At 72.6% G+C, this 19,551-nt stretch carries 21 protein-coding genes, 2 tRNA genes and 1 pseudogene; 15 read left to right on the top strand and 9 right to left on the bottom strand.

From position 1 onward, the window contains the following. Position 1: 1 nt before the first annotated feature. Positions 2-457 carry a type II toxin-antitoxin system RatA family toxin gene (locus QR78_RS28645; RefSeq protein WP_048431019.1) on the top strand — a complete coding sequence of 152 codons (456 nt, stop codon included), beginning with the start codon at positions 2-4 and terminating at the stop codon, positions 455-457. Between the two features lie 6 nt (positions 458-463). On the opposite strand, the gene QR78_RS28640 is transcribed toward QR78_RS28645, so the two are convergent. After that, on the bottom strand, positions 464-1,561 hold the full coding sequence (locus QR78_RS28640; RefSeq protein WP_089504241.1) for an alpha/beta fold hydrolase: 1,098 nt from the start codon (positions 1,559-1,561) through the stop codon (positions 464-466). 53 nt (positions 1,562-1,614) lie between these two features. Here QR78_RS28640 and QR78_RS36310 point away from each other — a divergent pair. Continuing rightward, a pseudogene (locus QR78_RS36310) lies at positions 1,615-2,271 on the top strand (GNAT family N-acetyltransferase). Positions 2,272-2,275: 4 nt separating this feature from the next. On the opposite strand, the gene QR78_RS28630 reads toward QR78_RS36310, so the two are convergent. Then, positions 2,276-3,667: a GDSL-type esterase/lipase family protein gene (locus QR78_RS28630; RefSeq protein WP_053221137.1), complete on the bottom strand. Its 1,392-nt coding sequence runs from the start codon at positions 3,665-3,667 to the stop codon at positions 2,276-2,278. Between the two features lie 280 nt (positions 3,668-3,947). Here QR78_RS28630 and QR78_RS28625 point away from each other — a divergent pair, with 280 nt between their 5' ends. Together QR78_RS28625 and QR78_RS28620 are read left to right on the top strand one after the other, a co-directional pair. After that, positions 3,948-4,424, top strand: coding sequence for a hypothetical protein (locus QR78_RS28625; protein ID WP_089504256.1), 477 nt, complete (start codon positions 3,948-3,950; stop codon positions 4,422-4,424). A gap of 144 nt (positions 4,425-4,568) precedes the next feature. Next, positions 4,569-5,294 carry an alpha/beta hydrolase gene (locus QR78_RS28620; protein ID WP_048431017.1) on the top strand — a complete coding sequence of 242 codons (726 nt, stop codon included), beginning with the start codon at positions 4,569-4,571 and terminating at the stop codon, positions 5,292-5,294. A gap of 2 nt (positions 5,295-5,296) precedes the next feature. Here the strand turns inward: QR78_RS28620 and QR78_RS28615 are convergent, their stop codons facing one another. Together QR78_RS28615 and QR78_RS28610 are read right to left on the bottom strand one after the other, a co-directional pair. Next, entirely contained in the window at positions 5,297-5,590 is a 294-nt protein-coding gene (locus tag QR78_RS28615; RefSeq protein ID WP_048431016.1) for a hypothetical protein, read from the bottom strand. Positions 5,591-5,753: 163 nt separating this feature from the next. Continuing rightward, positions 5,754-6,065 carry a hypothetical protein gene (locus QR78_RS28610; protein ID WP_048431015.1) on the bottom strand — a complete coding sequence of 104 codons (312 nt, stop codon included), beginning with the start codon at positions 6,063-6,065 and terminating at the stop codon, positions 5,754-5,756. Positions 6,066-6,219: 154 nt separating this feature from the next. Between QR78_RS28610 and QR78_RS28605 the strand changes: the two genes are divergently transcribed. Next, positions 6,220-6,960 carry a gamma-glutamylcyclotransferase gene (locus tag QR78_RS28605; RefSeq protein ID WP_048431014.1) on the top strand — a complete coding sequence of 247 codons (741 nt, stop codon included), beginning with the start codon at positions 6,220-6,222 and terminating at the stop codon, positions 6,958-6,960. Positions 6,961-6,980: 20 nt separating this feature from the next. Here the strand turns inward: QR78_RS28605 and QR78_RS28600 are convergent, their stop codons facing one another. Continuing rightward, positions 6,981-7,298, bottom strand: coding sequence for a hypothetical protein (locus QR78_RS28600; protein WP_048431013.1), 318 nt, complete (start codon positions 7,296-7,298; stop codon positions 6,981-6,983). Between the two features lie 138 nt (positions 7,299-7,436). Between QR78_RS28600 and QR78_RS28595 the strand changes: the two genes are divergently transcribed. Next, complete coding sequence (locus tag QR78_RS28595; RefSeq protein WP_048431012.1) at positions 7,437-8,030, top strand: pyridoxamine 5'-phosphate oxidase family protein; 594 nt, start codon at positions 7,437-7,439, stop codon at positions 8,028-8,030. 107 nt (positions 8,031-8,137) lie between these two features. Here QR78_RS28595 and metC read toward each other — a convergent pair whose 3' ends face one another. After that, on the bottom strand, positions 8,138-9,325 hold the full coding sequence (metC, locus tag QR78_RS28590) for a cystathionine beta-lyase (RefSeq protein ID WP_048431011.1): 1,188 nt from the start codon (positions 9,323-9,325) through the stop codon (positions 8,138-8,140). Between the two features lie 288 nt (positions 9,326-9,613). Between metC and QR78_RS28585 the strand changes: the two genes are divergently transcribed. The 5 genes from QR78_RS28585 to QR78_RS28565 all read left to right on the top strand — a co-directional run bounded on the left by QR78_RS28585 (position 9,614) and on the right by QR78_RS28565 (position 14,281). Continuing rightward, positions 9,614-10,636 (top strand): amino acid ABC transporter substrate-binding protein, encoded by a 1,023-nt coding sequence (locus QR78_RS28585; RefSeq protein ID WP_048431010.1) that lies wholly within the window; start codon positions 9,614-9,616, stop codon positions 10,634-10,636. Positions 10,637-10,717: 81 nt separating this feature from the next. Next, positions 10,718-11,929, top strand: a complete 1,212-nt coding sequence (locus QR78_RS28580) for an amino acid ABC transporter permease (protein WP_048431009.1) — start codon at positions 10,718-10,720, stop codon at positions 11,927-11,929. A gap of 11 nt (positions 11,930-11,940) precedes the next feature. Beyond that, positions 11,941-13,092, top strand: coding sequence for an amino acid ABC transporter permease (locus tag QR78_RS28575; protein ID WP_048431008.1), 1,152 nt, complete (start codon positions 11,941-11,943; stop codon positions 13,090-13,092). Between the two features lie 8 nt (positions 13,093-13,100). Beyond that, entirely contained in the window at positions 13,101-13,931 is an 831-nt protein-coding gene (locus QR78_RS28570; RefSeq protein ID WP_162234107.1) for an amino acid ABC transporter ATP-binding protein, read from the top strand. 134 nt (positions 13,932-14,065) lie between these two features. Next, positions 14,066-14,281 (top strand): DUF1289 domain-containing protein, encoded by a 216-nt coding sequence (locus tag QR78_RS28565; RefSeq protein WP_048431007.1) that lies wholly within the window; start codon positions 14,066-14,068, stop codon positions 14,279-14,281. Between the two features lie 28 nt (positions 14,282-14,309). Here QR78_RS28565 and sseA read toward each other — a convergent pair whose 3' ends face one another. Then, complete coding sequence (gene sseA, locus QR78_RS28560; protein ID WP_048431006.1) at positions 14,310-15,152, bottom strand: 3-mercaptopyruvate sulfurtransferase; 843 nt, start codon at positions 15,150-15,152, stop codon at positions 14,310-14,312. 436 nt (positions 15,153-15,588) lie between these two features. Here sseA and QR78_RS28555 point away from each other — a divergent pair, with 436 nt between their 5' ends. Continuing rightward, positions 15,589-15,819, top strand: coding sequence for a hypothetical protein (locus QR78_RS28555; RefSeq protein ID WP_048431005.1), 231 nt, complete (start codon positions 15,589-15,591; stop codon positions 15,817-15,819). Between the two features lie 109 nt (positions 15,820-15,928). Here QR78_RS28555 and QR78_RS34540 read toward each other — a convergent pair whose 3' ends face one another. Next, on the bottom strand, positions 15,929-16,258 hold the full coding sequence (locus tag QR78_RS34540) for a DUF1328 domain-containing protein (protein ID WP_125901280.1): 330 nt from the start codon (positions 16,256-16,258) through the stop codon (positions 15,929-15,931). Positions 16,259-16,320: 62 nt separating this feature from the next. Continuing rightward, positions 16,321-16,396, bottom strand: a tRNA-Asn gene (locus tag QR78_RS28545). A gap of 247 nt (positions 16,397-16,643) precedes the next feature. On the opposite strand from QR78_RS28545, the gene QR78_RS28540 reads away from it, so the two are divergent. The 3 genes from QR78_RS28540 (at position 16,644) to QR78_RS28530 (ending at position 19,519) form a co-directional block, all read left to right on the top strand. Next, positions 16,644-16,717: transfer RNA gene (locus tag QR78_RS28540), tRNA-Cys, on the top strand. A 166-nt stretch (positions 16,718-16,883) separates the two neighbouring features. Further along, positions 16,884-17,552 (top strand): protein-L-isoaspartate O-methyltransferase family protein, encoded by a 669-nt coding sequence (locus QR78_RS28535; RefSeq protein WP_048431003.1) that lies wholly within the window; start codon positions 16,884-16,886, stop codon positions 17,550-17,552. Between the two features lie 593 nt (positions 17,553-18,145). Further along, entirely contained in the window at positions 18,146-19,519 is a 1,374-nt protein-coding gene (locus QR78_RS28530) for a TolC family outer membrane protein (RefSeq protein WP_179945849.1), read from the top strand. Positions 19,520-19,551: the final 32 nt, after the last annotated feature.

The following is a 19,551-nucleotide window of genomic DNA, read 5'->3' as shown; positions in this document are numbered from 1 at the left end:
GATGCCGAGCTTCCGCACCACCCGCACCGTCCGCCACAGCCCGACGGAGATGTTCGACCTCGTCGCCGACGTCGAGCGCTATCCCGAGTTCCTGCCGCTCTGCGACTCGCTCCGGGTGCTGCGCAAGCAGGAGGGCGAGGACGGCACCGAGACCCTGGTTGCCGACATGGGCGTCGGCTACAAGGCGATCTCGGAGCACTTCACCACCCGGGTCCGCCTCGACCGGCCGAACCTGAAGATTCTGGCCGAATATATCGACGGCCCGTTCCGGCATCTGGAGAATCGCTGGACGTTCCGCGAGGCCCCGAACGGCGGCTGCACGGTCGAGTTCTTCATCACCTACGAGTTCAAGAGCCTGGCGCTCGGACTCCTGATGGGCAAGATGTTCGACCGGGCGTTCCGCAAGTTCACGGATGCGTTCGAGAGCCGGGCGGACCGGTTGTACGCGCGGGCGTAATCCTCGTCAGGACAGGGTCCGCACCAGGAAGTCTCGGGCAACCGGCCAGGCTTCGGCCCAAGCCTCGCCCGGGACTCCGTGGCCGGCCCCCTCGACGACGTGGAGCCCGACGGCCGGGTTGGCGGCAACCAGCGCTTGGCTCTGCGTGATCGACACGATGCGATCCTCGCTGCCGTGCAGGAGCAGGACCGGGCAGGCGAGGGCGGACGCGACGGTGACCGGCGAGCAGGCGGCGAGGCGCTCCGGGGGGACGAAGTCGTCGAGGTAATCGTCGATCCCGGGGCCAGCCTGTGCGCGCCAAGCCGCGAGGTCCGTAGGCGCGAAATAGGACACCACCGCATCGAACGAGGCGCCCGCCCGAGCCGCCGCCAGGAGCGCCGTCTGACCGCCCTGAGAGTAGCCCAGGAGGCCGACGCGATGCAGGCCGACTTCCCGCCGCAGCCAGTCGGCCGCAGCCAGGACGTCGTCGGGCTGCCGGAAGCCCTGGTCCTCGTCGCCGGTTGAGCCGAGCCAGCCCCGCTGCGACAGGCAGAGCGCGACGACACCGGCCCGGGCGAGGTCGCGACCATCCGAGGCAAGCGCCGTCGCGTCCGAGCCGTAGCCGTGCAGCGCGATCACGCCGGCGCGGGGCACGGTGCTCTCAGGCCGGAACAGGTAGCCGCCGAGCACGACTCCGTCGGCGCCGGGCACCCGGACGCGCTCGGCGCCGTCCTGCGCGGGCAGGTCGTCGAAGGCGTGGACCAGTTCGACCCGGATGCCGTCGGGATCGGCCAGGATCCCGCTGTAATGCCCGGGTGCGAAGGGGCGCGCGGCCGGCTTCATCACGAGACTGCCGCCCGACGCGACACCCGCGGCGCAGAGCGCGTCCACGCGCGCCTGATCGGGGACCCGGAGCATGAGGCGCGTACCAGAGGATGGCGTCTGCCGCTCCCACAGAAGGATCTGCGCGCCCTCCCGGGCCCAGAGGCAATGATCAGGCCCGCCCCCAGTGCGACCGAACCCGAGCGGGCGCAGGATGGCGCACCAGAACGGCGTCGCGCGCTCTAGGCTCGTTACCTGCAGGCTGAGGCCGGCGATCAGGCCGGGCTGGCTCGGGAACCGCATGGCGTGGCAGCCTCCGCGGGACGATTCGCGCTCCAACGAGCTTACGCCACGACATGGCCGCCGCAAGCCTCACCCCGCCATCTCGCCTCACGACGACCCGCCTCGTCCTGCGGCCGGCACGGCCCGCGGACGCCGAGGCGCTGTTTGCCGCCTACACCGCCGATCCGGAGGTCGCCCGCTTCATGACCTGGCGGCCGCACCGGGCCGTCGAGGAGACGCGCGACTACCTGAGCGCCTGCATGGATCGATGGGCGGCCGGGACCGGCTTCACCTACCTGCTGGAGGAGCCGGATCAACCTAAACAGACTTGCGTTGGCAGGCCAACGCAAGTCTGTTTAGGTTCTTGTTTTGTCGCAGATTTTTGCCGCCGAACCGGTGTCCACTTCGGCGAAATCTGCTTAGGCCGATCGGCGCCATCGACCTGCGCCTGCACGAGATGAGCGCGGATTTCGGCTACGTGCTCGCCCGCCCCGCCTCAGGGGCGCGGCCTGATGCCGGAGGCCCTGCGGGCGCTCGCCGACTGGGCGTTGGCGCAACCGGAGATCTGGCGCGCCGTCGCCACCTGCGACGTGGAGAACCGCGCCTCGGCCCGGGTGATGGAGAAGGCCGGGATGCGGTGCGAGGGCGTGCTGCGCCGTCGCACCATCCATCCCAATCTCCGGCCCGAGCCGCGCGATTGCCGACTCTACGCCCGGGTAAAGGACGATTGAGGGTTCAGCGCCCCGGCAGCACCACCCCGAGGTCGATCCCGCTCCCCATCGCCACGTAGCCCGCCCGGTTCGGGTGCAGCCGGTCGCCCTTGCCGCCGGTCGTGCTCTTCGGGACCATCTCGGGGCGCAATCCGCCGGTCGTGGGATCGAGGGTCGCGGCGTCGAAATCGACCACGCCGTCGAACACCCCCGACTCCCGGATGAAGGCGTTGAGGCCGCGGCGCTTCTCGTCCTGCGCGGGATGGCCGTGGGCGGGGCTGGAGCTACCCCGGGCCGAGGTGAGGGTGGCGCCGATCACCCGCACGCCCGGGATGCCGGCGCGCAGGCGGGCGACGCCCTCGCGCATGCCGGCCTGAACCGCCTCCAGCGCGGCCTCGCCGTTGCGGCTGAAATCGTTGATGCCCTCGAGCCAGATCACGCTGGCGACGCCCGACAGCCCGATCACGTCGCGGTCGAGCCGGGCCAGCGCCGAAGGCCCGCCCGGGAAGGGCTTTTGGGGGCCGTATTCCGCCGGGCCGACCACCTGGTTGCCGCCGATGCCGGCATTGACCACCGCGACCCGGTTGCCGGCCTTCGCGTGCAGGCGGCGCGACAGCACGTCGGGCCAACGGTCGTCGCCGTTCATCGTCGAGGCGGTGCCGTCGGTGATCGAATCGCCGAAGGCGACCACCACCGGGGTCGGCGCGCTCACCGCCATGTCGACGGCATCGAGGAAGAACCACGAGGCGGTGGAGAACGGGAAGGCAGCCTCGTCCTCGTCGGCGCCGTGCCCACCCGCGCCGGGCGCCGTGGCGTAGGAGGTCTGGAGCGCCTTGGCGTGCCAGGTCATCGGCCCGCTCGACCCCACGACGTGGAGCGAGACCGCGAGCTTGCGCCCGGCGAGCAGGGCCGCATCGGGATCGGCCGCGAAGGGCAGGGCGACCGGATCGGACCAGGCCTCGCCCCCGGGCGGGACCGTCACCCGGTCGCGCCCGGAAAACAGCACCGGGCGGTTCGTGCCCGGCACCAGGGCGGCGCCGCCGAGCTGCAGCCCGGCATGGACGCCGTCGAGGGTCAGCGGCCGGGTGCCGAAGGCGTTCGAGATCCGCAGGCGGGCCTCGCGCCCCCACACGTCCGGGCGCAGCACCAGCCGCAGGGTCTGGTCGCGGGCGCCCTCCGCCGGATCGGGGAAGGCGAAGCTCTGGTCGGGCTGGGCCGAGGGGTTGCCGACCGGGTAGGGGCCCTGGACCGGGCCGGCCCAGGCGGTCGCCCAGCGGCGCGGCGCTTGGACCTCCGGCGGTGCTTGGGCCTCCGGCGGCGCTTGGGCCTCCGGCAGTGCCTGGGCCTCCGCCGGGGCTGCCGCCCACAGGGTCGCGCAACAGAGAGCGGCCGCGGCCGCCGCGTGCCAACGCCTCATGGTCGTCCTCCCGGTCGCGGGCGTCCTCGCGCCCCTGCCGCCAGACAGAGCACGGCGCCTGCGGGAGCGCCAGCGTCTGCGCGCGGAATGTGCGCTGGAACACGCCGGGCCGCGCCGCGCGGGCGTAACCCTTCCACCATCTCGCGAGGGTCCGACGCCGCCGCACGATCGTCCGGCGATCGGCCGCGGCTCGTCGTGCTGCCGCCGCGATCCGTTCCGACGACCCGGCTCCCTTGATCGCTCATGCGAGGCTCCCGGGTCCCACCCGAGGGGGTGCTCGATGACCCAGCCGTGGCCCCACCATCACACCGACGGTTCGGTGCACTACACCCATTGCCGACCCGAGGCCGTCGAGGCGCTGCCCGCCGCCGAGCCGGTGCGGCCCGACTGGCGCCGCCGCGGGCGCGGCGTCCTCGGCATGCTCGGCGCCTCCGGCCTCGTCGCCGGGGCGATCTGGTTCGCCATGCTGTGCGACCCGACCGTCTCCCGCGCCGCCCTGCCGCCCTCCGCCGATGTCTGCACCAATGCCGGCCACGTCGCCCGGGTGTGGTTCGACGCCGAGACCGCCCGGCGCGCCCGCGTCGCCGAGGCGCCCCACCAGCACGCCTTCAACAGCATGCTGCTGTGGTACCGCTCGGCCGAGGGCCAGTGCGCCGCCGGCCGCACCCAGGAGGCGGTGCGCAGCTTCAAGGCGATCGAACGGATGATCGCCGGCTTCGACGCGAACCGCGCGGACCGGGACGAGGCCGACGAGTAGGGCCCCGCGCCGAGTCGCCCTTCTGCCGAGGCCCTTGCGAGGCACTTGTACCGGCGCACTTGTACCGGCGCACTCGCACCGAGGCCCTTGCGTCCCACGCCCGTTCGCGCTTGGCTTCGCCCCGGACACGGGAGGGCTTGCGAGATGAGCGACGGGCTGACCTTCGTGCTGGTCCACGGCGCCTGGCACGGCGGCTGGTGCTGGGCCCGGGTCGCGGACCGGCTGCGGGCGCAAGGCCACCGGGTCTTCACCCCGACCTGCACCGGCCTCGGCGAGCGGGCGCACCTCCTGTCGCGCGCCATCACCCTCGACACCTTCGTGCGGGACGTCGCCGGGGTGATCGCCGCCGAGGAGCTGACCGACGTGGTGCTGGTCGGGCACTCCTTCGGCGGCCTCGCGATCAGCGGCGTCGCCGAGGCGATGCCGGAGCGCCTGCGCCACCTCGTCTATCTCGACGCGCTGATCGTGGAGCCGGGCCGGTCGCCCTTCGACGGGCTTCCCCCCGAGGTGGTGGCGGCCCGCCGCCGCGCCGCCGCGGACTCGAGCGGCGGCCTGAGCCTGCCGCCGCCCCCGGCCGCGGCCTTCGGGGTGCTCGATCCGGCGGACGTGCCCTGGATCGAGCGGCGCCTGACCCCGCACCCGCTGGGCACCTACGAGAGCCCGCTGCCGATCCGCGGCCCCGTCGGCAACGGCCTGCCCCGGACATACGTCGATTGCACGACGCCGTCCTACGCCACCCTCGACCGGGTCAAGACCTGGGTGCGGGACCAGCCCGGCTGGGGCTGGCGCGACCTCGCGACCGGCCACGACGCCATGGTGAGCGCGCCCGGACCGCTCGCCGACCTGCTGGTGGAACTCGGCCGGGGATAGGCCTATCCCATCGTCGCCACGGTGCGGCCGGGATCGATCTCGATCAGCCGCAGGCCGAAGCTGCGGCCCTCCTGCGCCTCCCAATCGGCCAGCACCGCGTTGACCCGCTCCGGGCCCTGTTCGGCCAGGGTGCGGCTGCCGACCGATTCCCCGATGGCGTGCGCGACCTCGTCCATCAGCCGGGCGCGGGCCTTGCCGCGGGCGGGCCCCTCGGGCAGGCCGGCCTCGCAATAGGCGGCGACGATCTGCTCCGACAAGGTCTCGATGACGGCCTGGTTCACGGAGGTCATGCCCATGCTGCGCTCTCCCGTTCGACGGGGTCGTGCCCCGTACTCTCGAGCCGGACCAACGCGGCAGGGCGAAGGCGGTGCCGCGGACGCCTCGCACGACGCCCGGCGGGCCACGCCGCCGCACCGGGCGGCGACCGGGCGGCGTGCGCGAGATGCCTGCGAGGGACGCTCAGCCGGCCTGCTGCTGGCCGGCGCGGTGGGCCGCGAGGGTGACCACCTCGGCCGACGGCGCCTCGCTCGCCGGCTCGCGGCCCATCATGAAGATGACCGGGTTGCGCGGCATGTAGCCGGGATTGCGGCGCAGGTTCAGCAGCGGCTGCAGCTCCACCGCGGTCAGGTCCTTCGGCGTGGCGTCGCGCCAGACGTGGCCCGGCGAGGCGGCGCGGGCGAAGGGCCACCAGGAGCGGCGCTCGGTCTCGACCTGCAGGACGAGCTTGCCCGTCAGGGTCTTGCGGAAGTTGAAGCGACCCGTGATGGCCATGACGCGTCCTCCATTCCGGACAATCTGGACCCGCGCGGCTTAGCACGGCACTAACAGAGATGGGGCGGCCACGCTTGGCGGGAAAGCCCGGAGGCGCGATCGTCCCCGATCGGCCCACGGCCGCGCTGCCGCACCCACTGCACTAACGGTTGCGATGCTGAAACGCTCCCTCACGCTCACCGCCGCGCTGATCGCGCGCACCCATCCGCACCCCGTCGCCGCGGACGAACGCGGCCCCGGCTGCGGCATGGCGCTGATGGGCGAGGCGGAGGCCGATGCCCGCCTGGACGCGGCCCTGGCGGCGAAGCCCGGCGATCCCGACGCCCTCTGGCTGTTCGCCTACGGCGCCCTGATGTGGCGCCCGGAATTTCCGTTCTGCGAGCGCCGCGCCGCGACCGTGCGGGGCTGGCACCGGCGCTTCTGCCTGTGGCAGCCCGGCTTTCGCGGCACGCCGGAGCGGCCCGGCGTGATGCTGGCCCTCGACCGGGGCGGCCGGTGCCGCGGCTTCGCCTACCGGATCGTCGGCGACGATCTGCGCGAGGCGGTGCGGCCGGTCTGGCGGCGGGAGATGCGCGGGCGCGGCTACGCGTCCCGCTGGGTCGCCGCCGAGACGGCGGAGGGGCCGGTCCCAGCCCTGGCCTTCGTGGCCGACCGGGCGGGGGGGCGCTACGCCGGGCGGCTGTCGGACGCGGCGATCGCCGATCGGATCGCGGCGGCCTGCGGCCCCACCGGCCCGAGTGCCGAGTACCTGCTCAACACCGTGGCGGCCTGCGAGGCGGTGGGTCTGCGCGACCGCCACCTCTGGACCATGCAGGCGCTGGTGGCCGAGCGGCTCGCGCATTGGCCGACGGCGCAGGCACCGGTTCGTCGAGAGCAAACGTCGCACGATCAATGACCGGGCGCTGCCCTGGCGGCTCAGAACAGCCCGACGCCGACACCGGGCTCGCGCCGCGGCGGGTAGCCGTAGGGCCCGGTCGAGACGCCGTAATAGGGCAGGACCGGCGCGTAGCCGAAGCCGAGGAGCCGGCGCGGCGGCGGCTCGGCCACGACGACCTCCGCCTGCACCTCCGCCTCGAGGGCGACCGGCGGAGGGGGCGGGGGCGGCGCCCAGCCGGCCGAGAACCCGGCCCCGGCCCGCCCCGCATATCCGGCGGGCAGGTCGGCGGCCGTCGCCGGCGCGGCGGCGAGGGCGACCGCGAGGGCGAACCAGGCCGGCAGCGTACGGAACGTCATGGGTCGAACAACCTCGGCAGGATCAGTCGTACGGACAAGCTTCACCGGGGCATCCCGGTTCCCCGGATCGTGACCTAGATTGGTGAACGAACCGGAGCGCGCGAGCCCGCAGGACCGAGACGCTAGGACCGAGACACCATGACCGAGACGCCTGCGTTCTACGACGACCTCGCGGGCTGCCTCGCCGAGGCCTGGCGCCGGCTGGAGGAGGGGGCGGCCCACCAGAGCGGCTTCCACACGCCGGCCCTCGCCACGATCGGCCGGGACGGCGCCCCGCGCCTGCGCACCGTGGTGCTGCGCGGGGTCGACCGGACCACCCGCACGCTGCGCGTCCATTGCGACGCCCGCTCCGCCAAGGCCGCCGAGATCGCCGCCGATCCCCGGATCTCGCTCCACGCCTACGACCCGAAGGCCAAGATCCAGGTGCGGATCGAGGGCACCGCCCGCCTGCACGGGGAGGACGAGATCGCCCGCGCCGCCTGGGCGGCGTCCCGGCCGATGAGCCGGGTCTGCTACGCCACCGCGCCCGGGCCCGGCACGCCCCTGGCCGCGGGCGGCGCCTACGCCCCGCCGGGGAACCTGGACGGCGTGGAGGCGGGTTTTGCGGAGTTCCGCGTCGTGGTTCTCACGGCCGCCCGGCTCGAGTTCCTGTACCTCGCCCGCCAGGGCCACCGGCGGGCGCTGTTCACCTGGAACGGGGAGGAGCCGGCCGCGACCTGGCTGGCCCCGTAGAGGCTTTCCCGTCTCGACGCGCGAACGGGTCCGACATCTCGGGCGGCACACGGGACGACGCCGGCGCCCGGCCGCCGCGATGCGTCGTCACGCGAGGGGGCGCGCCCTCACGACGCCGCCCGCAGCCGCGCGAACCCGGCCTCGAGGTCCCGCGTCAGGTCCTCCATGTCCTCCAGCCCGACCTGGAACCGCAGGCCCGGACCGCCGGGCGCCCACGGGTTGGCGGTGCGGTAGGGCGCGCAGTCGAACGGGATGACCAGGCTCTCGAACCCGCCCCAGGAAAAGCCCATCCCGAACAGCTCCAGCCCGTCGAGCATCGCGGCGACCGCGGCCTCGGGGCAGGGCTTGAGGATGATCGAGAACAGGCCGGACGAGCCCAGGAAGTCGCGCGACCAGATCGCGTGGCCGGGATCCTCCGGCAGGGCCGGGTGCAGCACCCGGGCGACCTCGGGCCGGCCCTGGAACCAGCGGGCGAGGGCGAGCGCCTGCTCGCCGTGCTCGCGCAGGCGCAGGGGCAGGGTGCGCAGGCCCCGGAGCGCCAGGAACACGTCCTCGGCGCCGGCGCACATCGCGAGCTGGTCGAAGGTCCGCCGCAGGGCCGGCCAGTATCGGGCATTGGCGGAGGTCAGGCCGAGCAGCAGGTCCGAGCCGCCCGACAGGTACTTGGTGCCCGCCTCGATCGCGATGTCGACCCCGCGCTCGTGGGGCGGAAACAGGAGCGGCGTCGCCCAGGTATTGTCCATCAGCACGCAGGCGCCGCGGGCATGCGCGGCTTGCGCGATGGCCGGGATGTCCTGCATCTCGAAGCTCTGCGAGCCCGGCGCCTCGGTGAGCACCGCGGCCGTGTTCCCGCGCATCAGGTCCGCGATGCCGGCCCCGAGGGTCGGATCGTAATAGGTGGTCTCGACCCCGAACCGCGCCAGGAACCCGTCGCAGAAGACCCGGGTCGGCCGGTAGGCGGAATCGGTCACCAGCAGGTGGTCGCCGGCCTTGAGGCAGGACAGGAGCCCGACCGTGACGGCGGCGAGCCCCGAGGGCGTCAGCACCGTGCCGGCGGCCCCGGCGAGCTCGGTCCAGGCGCTCTCGAGGGAGCGGATCGTCGGCGTGCCGGCGGTGCCGTAGGTATACTCCGCCCGCCGGTTCTTGAGCGCGTCGTAGCTCTCGTAGAGCACGGTCGAGCCGCGATAGATCGGGGTGTTGACGAAGCCGTGCTGCTGCGACGGGTCGCGGCCGGCATGAACCAGACGGGTGCGGGTGCCGAGGCGGCTCTTGTCGCGGGGCGGGGTGATGCTCATCGGGCCTCTGGCGTGACGGGATCGGGCGTGGGGAAAACGGGAAATCGACCGGGGGCGAGAACATCCCGCGCCACCCGCCGCCGTCAAGCCTCGGCGGCACGGGACCTCCGCGGCGGCCTTGCGCCCGCCAAAACCCGGCGGCAGGGGCGCCTGCGCTGTTCGTCGCACGCGCCAACCTCTTGACCGGGCAGGCCGCTTCGCTTGGAATGCCTCTTGCTTAGGCAGTGTTCGCGCTTGAGCAATCGGGCGGCGGCAGGGCCGCAACCGGAACGGGAGACGTAGGACCGCATGAAGAGAATCGTCGCCGCCCTGGCCTTCGGGCTCGGTGCCACCCTGCTGGCGGGCGCCGCCCAGGCCCAAGGGACGCTCAACAGCATCAAGCAGAAGGGCTACATCTCCTGCGGCTCGAATCCGGGGCTGGCCGGCTTCGGCGTGCCGGACGCGCAGGGCCGCTGGACCGGTCTCGACGTCGATTTCTGCCGGGCCCTGTCCGCGGCGATCTTCAACGACGTCACGAAGGTCCGCTTCATCCCGCTCTCGGCCAAGGACCGCTTCACGGCGCTCCAGTCGGGCGAGGTGGACATCCTCTCGCGCAACACCACCTGGTCGATGTCGCGCGACACGGCGCTCGGCCTCGACTTCCCGGCCGTCAACTTCTACGACGGCCAGGGCTTCATGGTGAAGAAGAAGCTCGGCGTCACCTCGGCCAAGCAGCTCGACGGCGCCTCGGTCTGCACCCAGCAGGGCACCACCACCGAGCTGAACCTGGCCGACTACTTCCGGGCCAACAAGATGAAGTACGAGGTGGTGGCCTTCGCCAGCGCCGACGAGACCTTCAAGGCCTACGATGCCGGGCGCTGCGACGCCTTCACCACCGACGCCTCGGGCCTCTACGCCGAGCGCCTGCGCGCCTCGGCCCCCGACGACAACATCGTGCTGCCCGAGATCATCTCGAAGGAGCCCCTCGCGCCGGCGGTGCGCCAGGGCGACGCGCAATGGGCCGACATCGTCCGCTGGACCCACTACGCGATGCTGAACGCCGAGGAGGCCGGCATCACGCAAGGCAACGTCGACCAGATGGCGAAATCGTCCGACAACCCGGACGTCAAGCGCATCCTCGGCACCGAGGGCAAGTACGGCGCCGATCTCGGGCTCACCAACGACTGGGCCTACCGGATCATCAAGCTCGTGGGCAATTACGGCGAGGTGTTCGAGCGGAACGTCGGCCAGGGCTCGCCGCTGAAGATCCAGCGCGGCCTCAACGCCCTGTGGTCGAAGGGCGGCCTGCAATACGGCCCGCCGATCCGCTGATCCCTTGATCCGCTGATCCTCGCGGCGCCCGGATCCGCCGGGCGCCGTCCCCCGCCACCCGCCAGCGCGAGCACGCCCCCCTTGCCGACGCAGCTTCCGGCCGACTCACGCTCGGGTCCGCCCCGGGTCGCGCCCCTCTACGATCCCCGCTTCCGCGGGGCGGCCTACCAGATCCTGCTGCTCCTCGCGGTCGGGGCGGTGGCCTGGATCGCGATCGGCAACGCCGCCGAGAACCTGCGCAACGCCCGCGTCGCCTCGGGCTTCGGCTTCCTCGGCAACACGGCGGGGTTCGACGTCAACCAGACGGTGATCCCGTTCGCGGCCGCGACCTCGACCTACGGCACCGCCTTCCTGGTCGGGCTCACCAACACCCTGATGGTCGCGGCGATCGGCATCGTGCTGGCCACCGTGCTGGGCTTCACGGTCGGCGTGGCGCGGCTGTCGCCGAACTGGATCGTGCGGACGCTCGCCACCGTCTATGTCGAGGTCCTGCGCAACATCCCGCTGCTGCTGCAGCTCCTGTTCTGGTACGTCGCGGTGCTGGCGAGCCTGCCGGGCGCCCGCGATTCCTACGCGCTGGGGACGTCGGTCTTCCTCAACCAGCGCGGCCTCTTTCTGCCCAAGCCCCTGCTCGCCGCGGATGCCTGGGCGCTGCCCGTCGCCCTCGTCGTCGGGATCGTCGGCACGCTGGTCTTCCGGGCGCATGCCAAGCGCGAGCAGGCGCGCACCGGCCGGCGCCTGCCGGTGCCGGCGGTCGGGCTGGCGCTGATCCTCGGCCTGCCGCTCCTGGCCTACGGGGTGCTGGCGCTGATCGGCGTCGCCCCGGTGGCGCTGGACTTCCCCGTCAAGGGCACCTTCAACCTGCGCGGCGGGATGCAGCTCTATCCGGAATTCGTCGCGCTCGTCGTCGGGCTCACGGTCTACACCGCGGCCTTCATCGCCGAGGTGGTGCGGGCCGGCATCCAGGCGGTCAACAAGGGCCAGACCGAGGCGGCCCGGGCGCTGGGCCTGCAGCCCGGCCCGACGATGCGGCTGGTGGTGATCCCGCAGGCGATGCGGGTGATCGTGCCGCCGCTGACGAGCCAGTACCTCAACCTCACCAAGAACTCGTCGCTGGCGGTGGCCATCGGCTACCCGGACCTCGTCCAGGTCTTCATGGGCACGGTGCTGAACCAGACCGGCCAGGCGGTCGAGGTGGTGGGGATCACCATGGCGGTCTACCTGACGATCAGCCTCGTCACGGCCTTCGTGATGAACCTCTACAACCGGCGCGTCGCGCTGATCGAGCGGTGAGGCGAAAACCGATGACCGCCGGAACCCAGCCACTCACTTTCGTCCGCCGCGAGGCGGTGCCGGCCGCCGCGCCGCCCGCCCTGGTCGCCGGGCCGCTCGCCTGGCTGCGCCGGAACCTGTTTTCCAGCCCCGCCAACGCCGTGATGACGCTGGCGGCGCTCGCCGTCGTCGCCCTCGTGCTGCCGCCGCTGCTGCGCTTCCTCGTGATCGACGCCGTCTGGACCGGCGACAACCGCGACGCCTGCCGGCCCGAGGTGCTCGGCCGCCCGGTCGGCGCCTGCTGGGCCTTCGTGGCGAACAAGATCAACTACTTCGTCTACGGCTCGTACCCGATCGAGGCGCGCTGGCGCCCCAACGTCTTCTTCGCCCTGATGGCGGTCGGGGTGGGGTGGATGCTGTGGCTCGACGCGCCCAAACGCGCATGGGGCGCGCTCTACTTCTTCGTCGTCTTCCCGATCGTCTCCTACGGGCTGCTCGCCGGGGTGCCGGCCTTGGGGCTTCCCGCCGTGCCGACCTCCCTGTGGGGCGGCATGCTGGTGACCCTGATCGTGTCGCTCGTCGGCATCGTCGCCGCGCTGCCCCTCGGCATCCTGCTGGCGCTCGGGCGGCGCTCGCGGCTGCCGATCGTGCGGCTGTTCTGCGTCATCTTCATCGAGTTCTGGCGCGGCGTGCCGCTGATCACCGTGCTGTTCATGGCCAACGTGATGCTGCCGCTGTTCCTGCCCGGCGACGTCACGGTGGACCGGCTGGTGCGGCCGCTGGTCGGCATCGCGCTGTTCTCCGCCGCCTACATGGCCGAGACGGTGCGCGGCGGCCTGCAGGCGATCCCGCGGGGCCAGACCGAGGGGGCGATGTCGCTGGGCCTGAGCCCCTGGCACCGGATGCGCCTGATCATCCTGCCCCAGGCCCTGCGCATCGTGATCCCGGGCATCGTCAACAGCTTCATCGCGCTGTTCAAGGATACGAGCCTCGTCTCGATCGTCGGCATCTTCGACTTCATCCGCACGATCGAATCGGCCCGGGTCGATCCCGCCTGGGCGGCGCCGACCGTGGTGATGACCGGCTACGCCTTCGCGGCCCTGTTCTACTTCGTCTTCTGCTTCGGCATGTCCCGCTACGCCCGCTTCATGGAGCGTCGGCTCGCGGCCGGCCAGACACGGTGAGTCCTGCCATGGCTTCCTCTCCCGCCCCCAGCACCCCCGTCCTCCTGCCGGAGACCGATCCGGACCTGTCGCCGCGCAACACCTCGGCGGCGCGGCTCGCCAGCGCGCCGACCGCGGTGTCGCTGGAGCGGGTCAACAAGTGGTACGGCGCCTTCCATGTGCTTCGCGACGTCGACCTGACGGTGCGCAAGGGCGAGCGGATCGTGATCTGCGGCCCCTCGGGCTCCGGCAAGTCGACCCTGATCCGCTGCATCAACCGCCTGGAGGAGCACCAGGCCGGCCGCATCGTGGTCGACGGGATCGAGCTCACCAACGACCTCAAGCGGATCGACGAGATCCGCCGCGAGGTCGGCATGGTGTTTCAGCACTTCAACCTGTTCCCGCATCTGACCGTGCTCGAGAACTGCACGCTGGCGCCGATCTGGGTAAAGAAGATGCCGAAGGCCGAGGCCGAGGCGGTCGCCATGCGGTACCTGACCCGGGTGAAGATCCCCAACCAGGCGCACAAGTATCCGGGCCAGCTCTCCGGCGGCCAGCAGCAGCGGGTGGCGATCGCCCGCTCGCTGTGCATGGCGCCCAAGATCATGCTGTTCGACGAGCCGACCTCGGCGCTCGACCCCGAGATGGTCAAGGAGGTGCTCGACACCATGGTGGGGCTCGCCGACGAGGGGATGACCATGCTCTGCGTCACCCACGAGATGGGCTTTGCCCGCCAGGTCGCCGACCGGGTGATCTTCATGGACGAGGGCCAGATCGTCGAATCGAACACCCCCGAGGCGTTCTTCCGCGCGCCCGAGCACGAGCGGACCCGGCTGTTCCTGAGCCAGATCCTGCACTGAGCGGGAGAGCGGCCCCGCCCCCTCCCGTCGGCGCAGGCGGGGCTGCCTACGCGCGACGGGAGGGGGTAGGGACATCCCGTCGGCCGCCGCGAGACCGGGCGCGAGACTGGGCGGCGGCGCGGAGAGGCCCTGCGATGAAGAAGGACGATCCCTGCACGGGGGTCTGTGCCTGGGACGGCAAGACCGGCTGGTGCCTGGGCTGCGGCCGGACCGTGCCGGAGATCAAGGCGTGGCGGAAGCTCACGCCCTTCCGGCGCACCGCGCTCCTGCGCGAGCTGCCGCGCCGGATGCAGCAGCTGGGACCGCCGCCCCGCGACACCGACCGGGGCGGACGGTCCCGGGGCACCTGATGCCCCGGGGCCCGGCGCCGGCGGCCGGTTACCGCCCCGTCGCGACCGGCAGGTCCTCCCGCGCGCCCCATTCCGACCACGAGCCGTCGTAGAGCGAGCGGGGCGGGCGGCCGAGGCTCTCGAGGGCGATGCCGACGATCGCCGCGGTCACGCCGGAGCCGCAGGTGGTCACCACCGGGCGGTCGAGGTCGATCCCGGCCCGGGCGACCGCCTCGCGCAAGGCGGCCTCGTCCTTGAGCCGGCCGTTCTCCTGCAAGGCCGCGTAATGCAGGTTGAGGGCGCCGGGCATGTGGCCGGGCCGAACGCCGGGGCGCGGCTCGGCCTCCTCGCCGGCGAAGCGGGCGGCCGACCGGGCATCGACCATCTGGGCCGAGCCGGCGAGCGCCCGCTGCACGTCGCCCACATTGGCGACCGCCGAGTGGTCGAGGCGGGCGGTGAAGTGGCGCCGGTCGCGCGGGCGGGCCTCGCCCTCCTCGACCGGATGACCGCCCGCCACCCAGGCCGGCAGGCCGCCCTCGAGCACCGCGACCTCGCGGGCGCCGAAGGCCTTCAGGGTCCAGCGCACCCGCGGGGCGGAGAAGAGGCCCATCCCGTCATAGACCACGACCGTCATGCCGTCGCCGATGCCCATTTGGCGCATCCGGGAGGCAAAAGCCTCCGGCGAGGGCAGCATGTGGGGCAGGGCGCTTCCCTCGTCGCGCACGGCGTCGATGTCGAAGCGGATCGCCCCCGGGATGTGCGCGGCGCGGAACTCGGCCTCGGCGTCCCGGCCCATCGCCGGGAGGTACCAGGAGCCGTCGACCACGACGATGTCGGGCGCCGCGAGCCGCTCTGCGAGCCAGTCCACCGTGACGAAGGGGCCGATCGACATGCCTGTCTCTCTCCGAAGCGGGGCCGCGCGGGCCCGGTCCTGCAGGATCGGGCCTCAGAGACCCGTCTCACCCATAGGTAGAGCGTCGGACCCGTCCGGGGCAACGTGCTCGCTTTCCAGGCGTCGCCGCCACCGAATCGGGCGAGGGGGCGGGCGAGGGGAACGTTCCCCGCCTCGCCACAGCTGGCACGGCGTTTGCTGCGAAGCATCCACTGCACCCGCCGTGTCCACTCTCCCTTGCACGGCCGGGCGTGGTCGACGGGCCAGGCGGTGAGACTCCGAGGGCTGCCTGGCCCGCCCGCCCCGGGCGACGGACCGATCTGCGCCGGACCGATCCCCGGGTCGTCGCGCCGATCCGGCCGCCGCGGCGCCACCGCCTCGGTCGATCCGCGTCCGAGCGACGTCCGCGCGGGAGCGCGACGAGGGAGGGTTTGCGATGAACGCCACGGCCCGCTTCGAGCCGCAGATCCGTCCCGACGGGATCGCGGTGTCGTCCCGCGGCTACCTCGCGGCGGCGATCCTGTTCGCCGACCTGCGGGCCGCCCGCGCGATGCGCCGGGAGCCACCCGCCGAGCCGCCCTCCGCGACGGTGCACCGGCTGGTGCCGCGCCGCGCCCGTCCGCGGTCCGTCCCGGCCGAGGCGCTGCGGCGGGTCGCCGAGGCCTGAGAGAGCCCGCCGGATCGTCGGGGACCCGCGCCAACGAAAAGAGGCGGCCCCGAAGGACCGCCTCGATCGCGAGGGGGCGGGCCGTGTCCGGCCCGCCTTTCGTCCCGCGTCAGATTCGCGGCGAGCGGCCGCGCATCAGGCCGAAGATGGCCGAAACGGCGAACAGCACGATCGCCACGAAGAACACGATCTTGGCCGCCTCCATGGCGGTGCCGGCGATGCCGCCGAAACCCAGCAGAGCGGCGACGAGGGCGACGACGAGGAAGGTGATAGCCCAGCCGATCATTGGAAACTCCCGTATCAATGGCTGCTGGATTGCTTCGCGGCGCCGTGCTGTGAAGCGTTGCAGCAAGTTGAACGAGAAACTGACGGACGGGGCGACAGGTTCCGTCGATTTTTTCGGATGAAAGCCGGTGGCTGTCCGTGCGACCCGCACCACGCGAGACGGCGCCGACCCGGGACGGGCGGCGCTCTCATCATGCAACGCGGGGCGGAAGGGAGTGGCTCCCCGAGCAGGACTCGAACCTGCGACAAGGCGATTAACAGTCGCCTGCTCTACCAACTGAGCTATCGGGGATCGCGGCGGGACCTCTACCCAAGCCGGGCAGGGCGCGCAAGGGATTTTCCGGGCCGGGCCGGATTTTCGCGAGCCGGCTCATTTCAGCCCCGCCGGGCGCGGTTTTGCGGCAGGAACCCTGTTGCGGAGCCGGGCCGGGTCCTGCTAATGACCCCTCATCCCCGGGTTGTCCGCCCGACGCCGGGGAGACGGCGCACCGGCTCCCAGAGCCGGGCCGCCAGATCGCCGGCTATGAGCCGGCCCGGATGGCCTCGTGGCGGAGTGGTTACGCAGAGGACTGCAAATCCTTGCACCCCGGTTCGATTCCGGGCGAGGCCTCCACCCTTTCTTCTTATCCGTCCGAGACATCGTTCGACCAGGCGCCGTCTACACACGTGCGCCGCGCCGCACGGATCCTTGCCTTTTGGCCGGCGATCCACCACAACCGCGTCGCCCGGCGGCTCGACCGTCGCGGCTTGGCCGTCGCTCAAGCTCCCCAGAGACGTTCATGCTCGACTACGCGCAAGCGCGCCGCCTCATGGTCGATTGCCAGCTCCGGACGTTCGACGTGACCGACATCGCGCTCCTCGACGCGTTCGACGCCGTCCCGCGCGAGCGGTTCATGCCGGAGGACCGGGCGGCCTTCGCCTATATCGACCAGCCCCAGGCGGTCGGGACCGAGGACGGCGAGACCCGCTTCATGCCGGCCCCGATGGTGCTGGCGCGGCTGATCCAGGCGCTCGCCCTCAAGCCCGGCCACCGCGTCCTCGTCGTCGGGTCGGGGCTCGGCTACGGCGCCGCGATCCTGCGCCGCCTCGGTGCCGAGGTCGTCGCCCTCGAATCGCTCCCCGGCCTCGCGGCCGCGTCCCGCGAGCGGCTGTCCCAGGCAGGTCTCGGGGAGGGCGTCACGGTCGAGGCCGGCCCGCTCGACACGGGCGCCGCCGGCCACGCCCCCTACGACGCGATCCTGATCGAGGGCCAGGTCGAGCGGCGGCCGCAAGCGCTGCTCGACCAGCTCGCCGATGGCGGGCGCCTCGCCTGCGTCCAGGGCCAGGGCCGTCCGGCCAAGGCGACCCTGTGGGTGCGCTCGGGCGAGGCCTTCGGCTCGCGCCCGCTCTTCGACGCCACCCTGCCGCCCCTGCGCGCCTTCGCGGTCGAGGCCGGCTTCGCGTTCTGACGCGGGGTCCGGACGGTGACGTCCGGGCTCCGTCCGCGGGCCCGCGCGGCGCCCGAGCATCCTCGGGTTCCACGTCGCGCAGCGATCCGTCGGACCTCGCATGACCCGCTTCGACGCGGGCCGGTTCCGTAGGCCTGCCTCGACGCGTTGTCTCCCGGCCGACGCGACCGGTCGTCCGCGGCAGGCTCCGCCCGGCCGGATCCGGTCCGAGCCGACGGGCTTACCGGGCGGCCCCGTCTGCACCACGCCGGCCCCCGAAACCTTGCCCGAGACATCGCTTCGGCCGTGCGCCGGCCGGGGAATGCGTGCGGCTGCCTGCCCGGACCGGTCGATACCCCCGACTTCCCCTGCGGCACCTGTCGCTTTTTTGCGGCAGTGACGGCCAAACAGGATTGCCCGCGGTGCGGGGGCAGTGCCCCGGTAACCGCCCTCGGTTAAGGTCCCGGTCGAGGTGGGCATAGCGAGATGACGAATCGGCTTCGCCGCCCACGGCGCGGGGCCGGTCATTGTGAGCTAGCCGCACAGGGTAGACAGGCGTGACGGACACAGGAACTCGGGCGTTCCGCGGGCTTCGGCTGGGCGGCTTCGCCGCCATGGCCCTCGCCCTGGCGGGCCAGGGCGCGACTGCGGAAACCCTGGATAGCGCGCTCGCGCGGGCCTATGCGGGCAACCCGACGCTCAACGCGCAGCGTGCCGGCCAGCGCGCCAACGACGAGAACGTGCCGCGGGCACTGGCGGGCTACCGCCCGACGGTCAGCGCCTCGGCGAGCGTCGGCGTCAGCCACGTCTCCGGCAAGCTCGGCGCGGCCGCCCTGGCGGAAGGCGCCGGCGGCGGGCGGATCGGGCGCGAATCCGAGCAGACCCTGGTCCCGGGCTCCGCCGGCCTCTCGGTGAGCCAGACGCTGTTCAACGGCTTTCGCACCGACAACCAGACCCGCCAGGCCGAGTCGCAGGTGCTGGGCGGCCGCGAGACCCTGCGCAACACCGAGATGACGACGCTGTTCTCGGCGGCGCAGGCCTACATGAACGTGCTGGCGGACACCGCCACGCTGGAGCTGAACCGCAACAACGTCGAGGTGCTGGAGGAGCAGCTCCGCCAGACCCGCGACCGCTTCAACGTCGGCGAGGTCACCCGCACCGACGTCGCCCAGGCCGAGGCGCGGCTCGCCGGCGCCCGGGCCCAGGTCAGCCTGGCCGAGGCCAACCTGCGCACCAGCATCGCGACCTACCGGCAGGTGATCGGCGTCGAGCCGCGCCAGCTCGCCCCCGGCCGGCCGATCGACCGCTTCGTGCCCGGCACGCTGACGGCGGCGGTCGAGATCGGCCTGATGGAGCACCCGGCGATCCTCTCGGCCCTCCACTCGGTCGACGCGGCCGAGGCGCAGGTGAAGATCGCGGAATCGTCGCTCTACCCGACGGTCAGCGTGACCGGCAACGCCGCGCAGGTGTTCGACCAGCAGATCGCCAATACCCGCTTCTTCCAGGGCTCGATCGTCGGCCAGCTCACGGTCCCGCTCTACCAGGGCGGCGCCGAATACGCGCAGATCCGCCAGGCCAAGGAGCAGGTCGGCCAGGCCCGGCTCCAGGCCGAGCTGACCCGCGACCAGGTCCGCGCCGGCATCGTCACCGCCTGGGGCGCGCTCGAGGCCGCCAAGGCCCGCGTCATCGCCTCGCAGGCCCAGGTCCAGGCCAACGAGGTGGCGCTGAACGGCGTGCGCGAGGAGGCCCGGGTCGGCCAGCGCACGACCCTCGACGTGCTGAACGCCCAGCAGGAGCTCTTGAGCGCCCGCGTCAGCCTGATCGCCGCCCAGCGCGACCGGGTGATCGGCTCCTACCAGGTGGTGCAGACCGTGGGCCGCCTCACCACCCGCTTCATCGCGGTGCCGGTGGCCCAGTACAGCGCCAAGCAGCATTACGATCAGGTCAAGGATCTCTGGTACGGTGTGCGCACGCCGGACGGCCGATAGGCCCCCGGCACGCCGCGGCCCTCCCCGGGCCG

This window comes from Methylobacterium indicum (assembly GCF_001043895.1).
GTDB classification, from domain to species: Bacteria; Pseudomonadota; Alphaproteobacteria; order Rhizobiales; family Beijerinckiaceae; genus Methylobacterium; species Methylobacterium indicum.
Note: the sequence above shows the minus strand (reverse complement) of the source record. Positions and strands in the feature narration are given on the sequence as shown.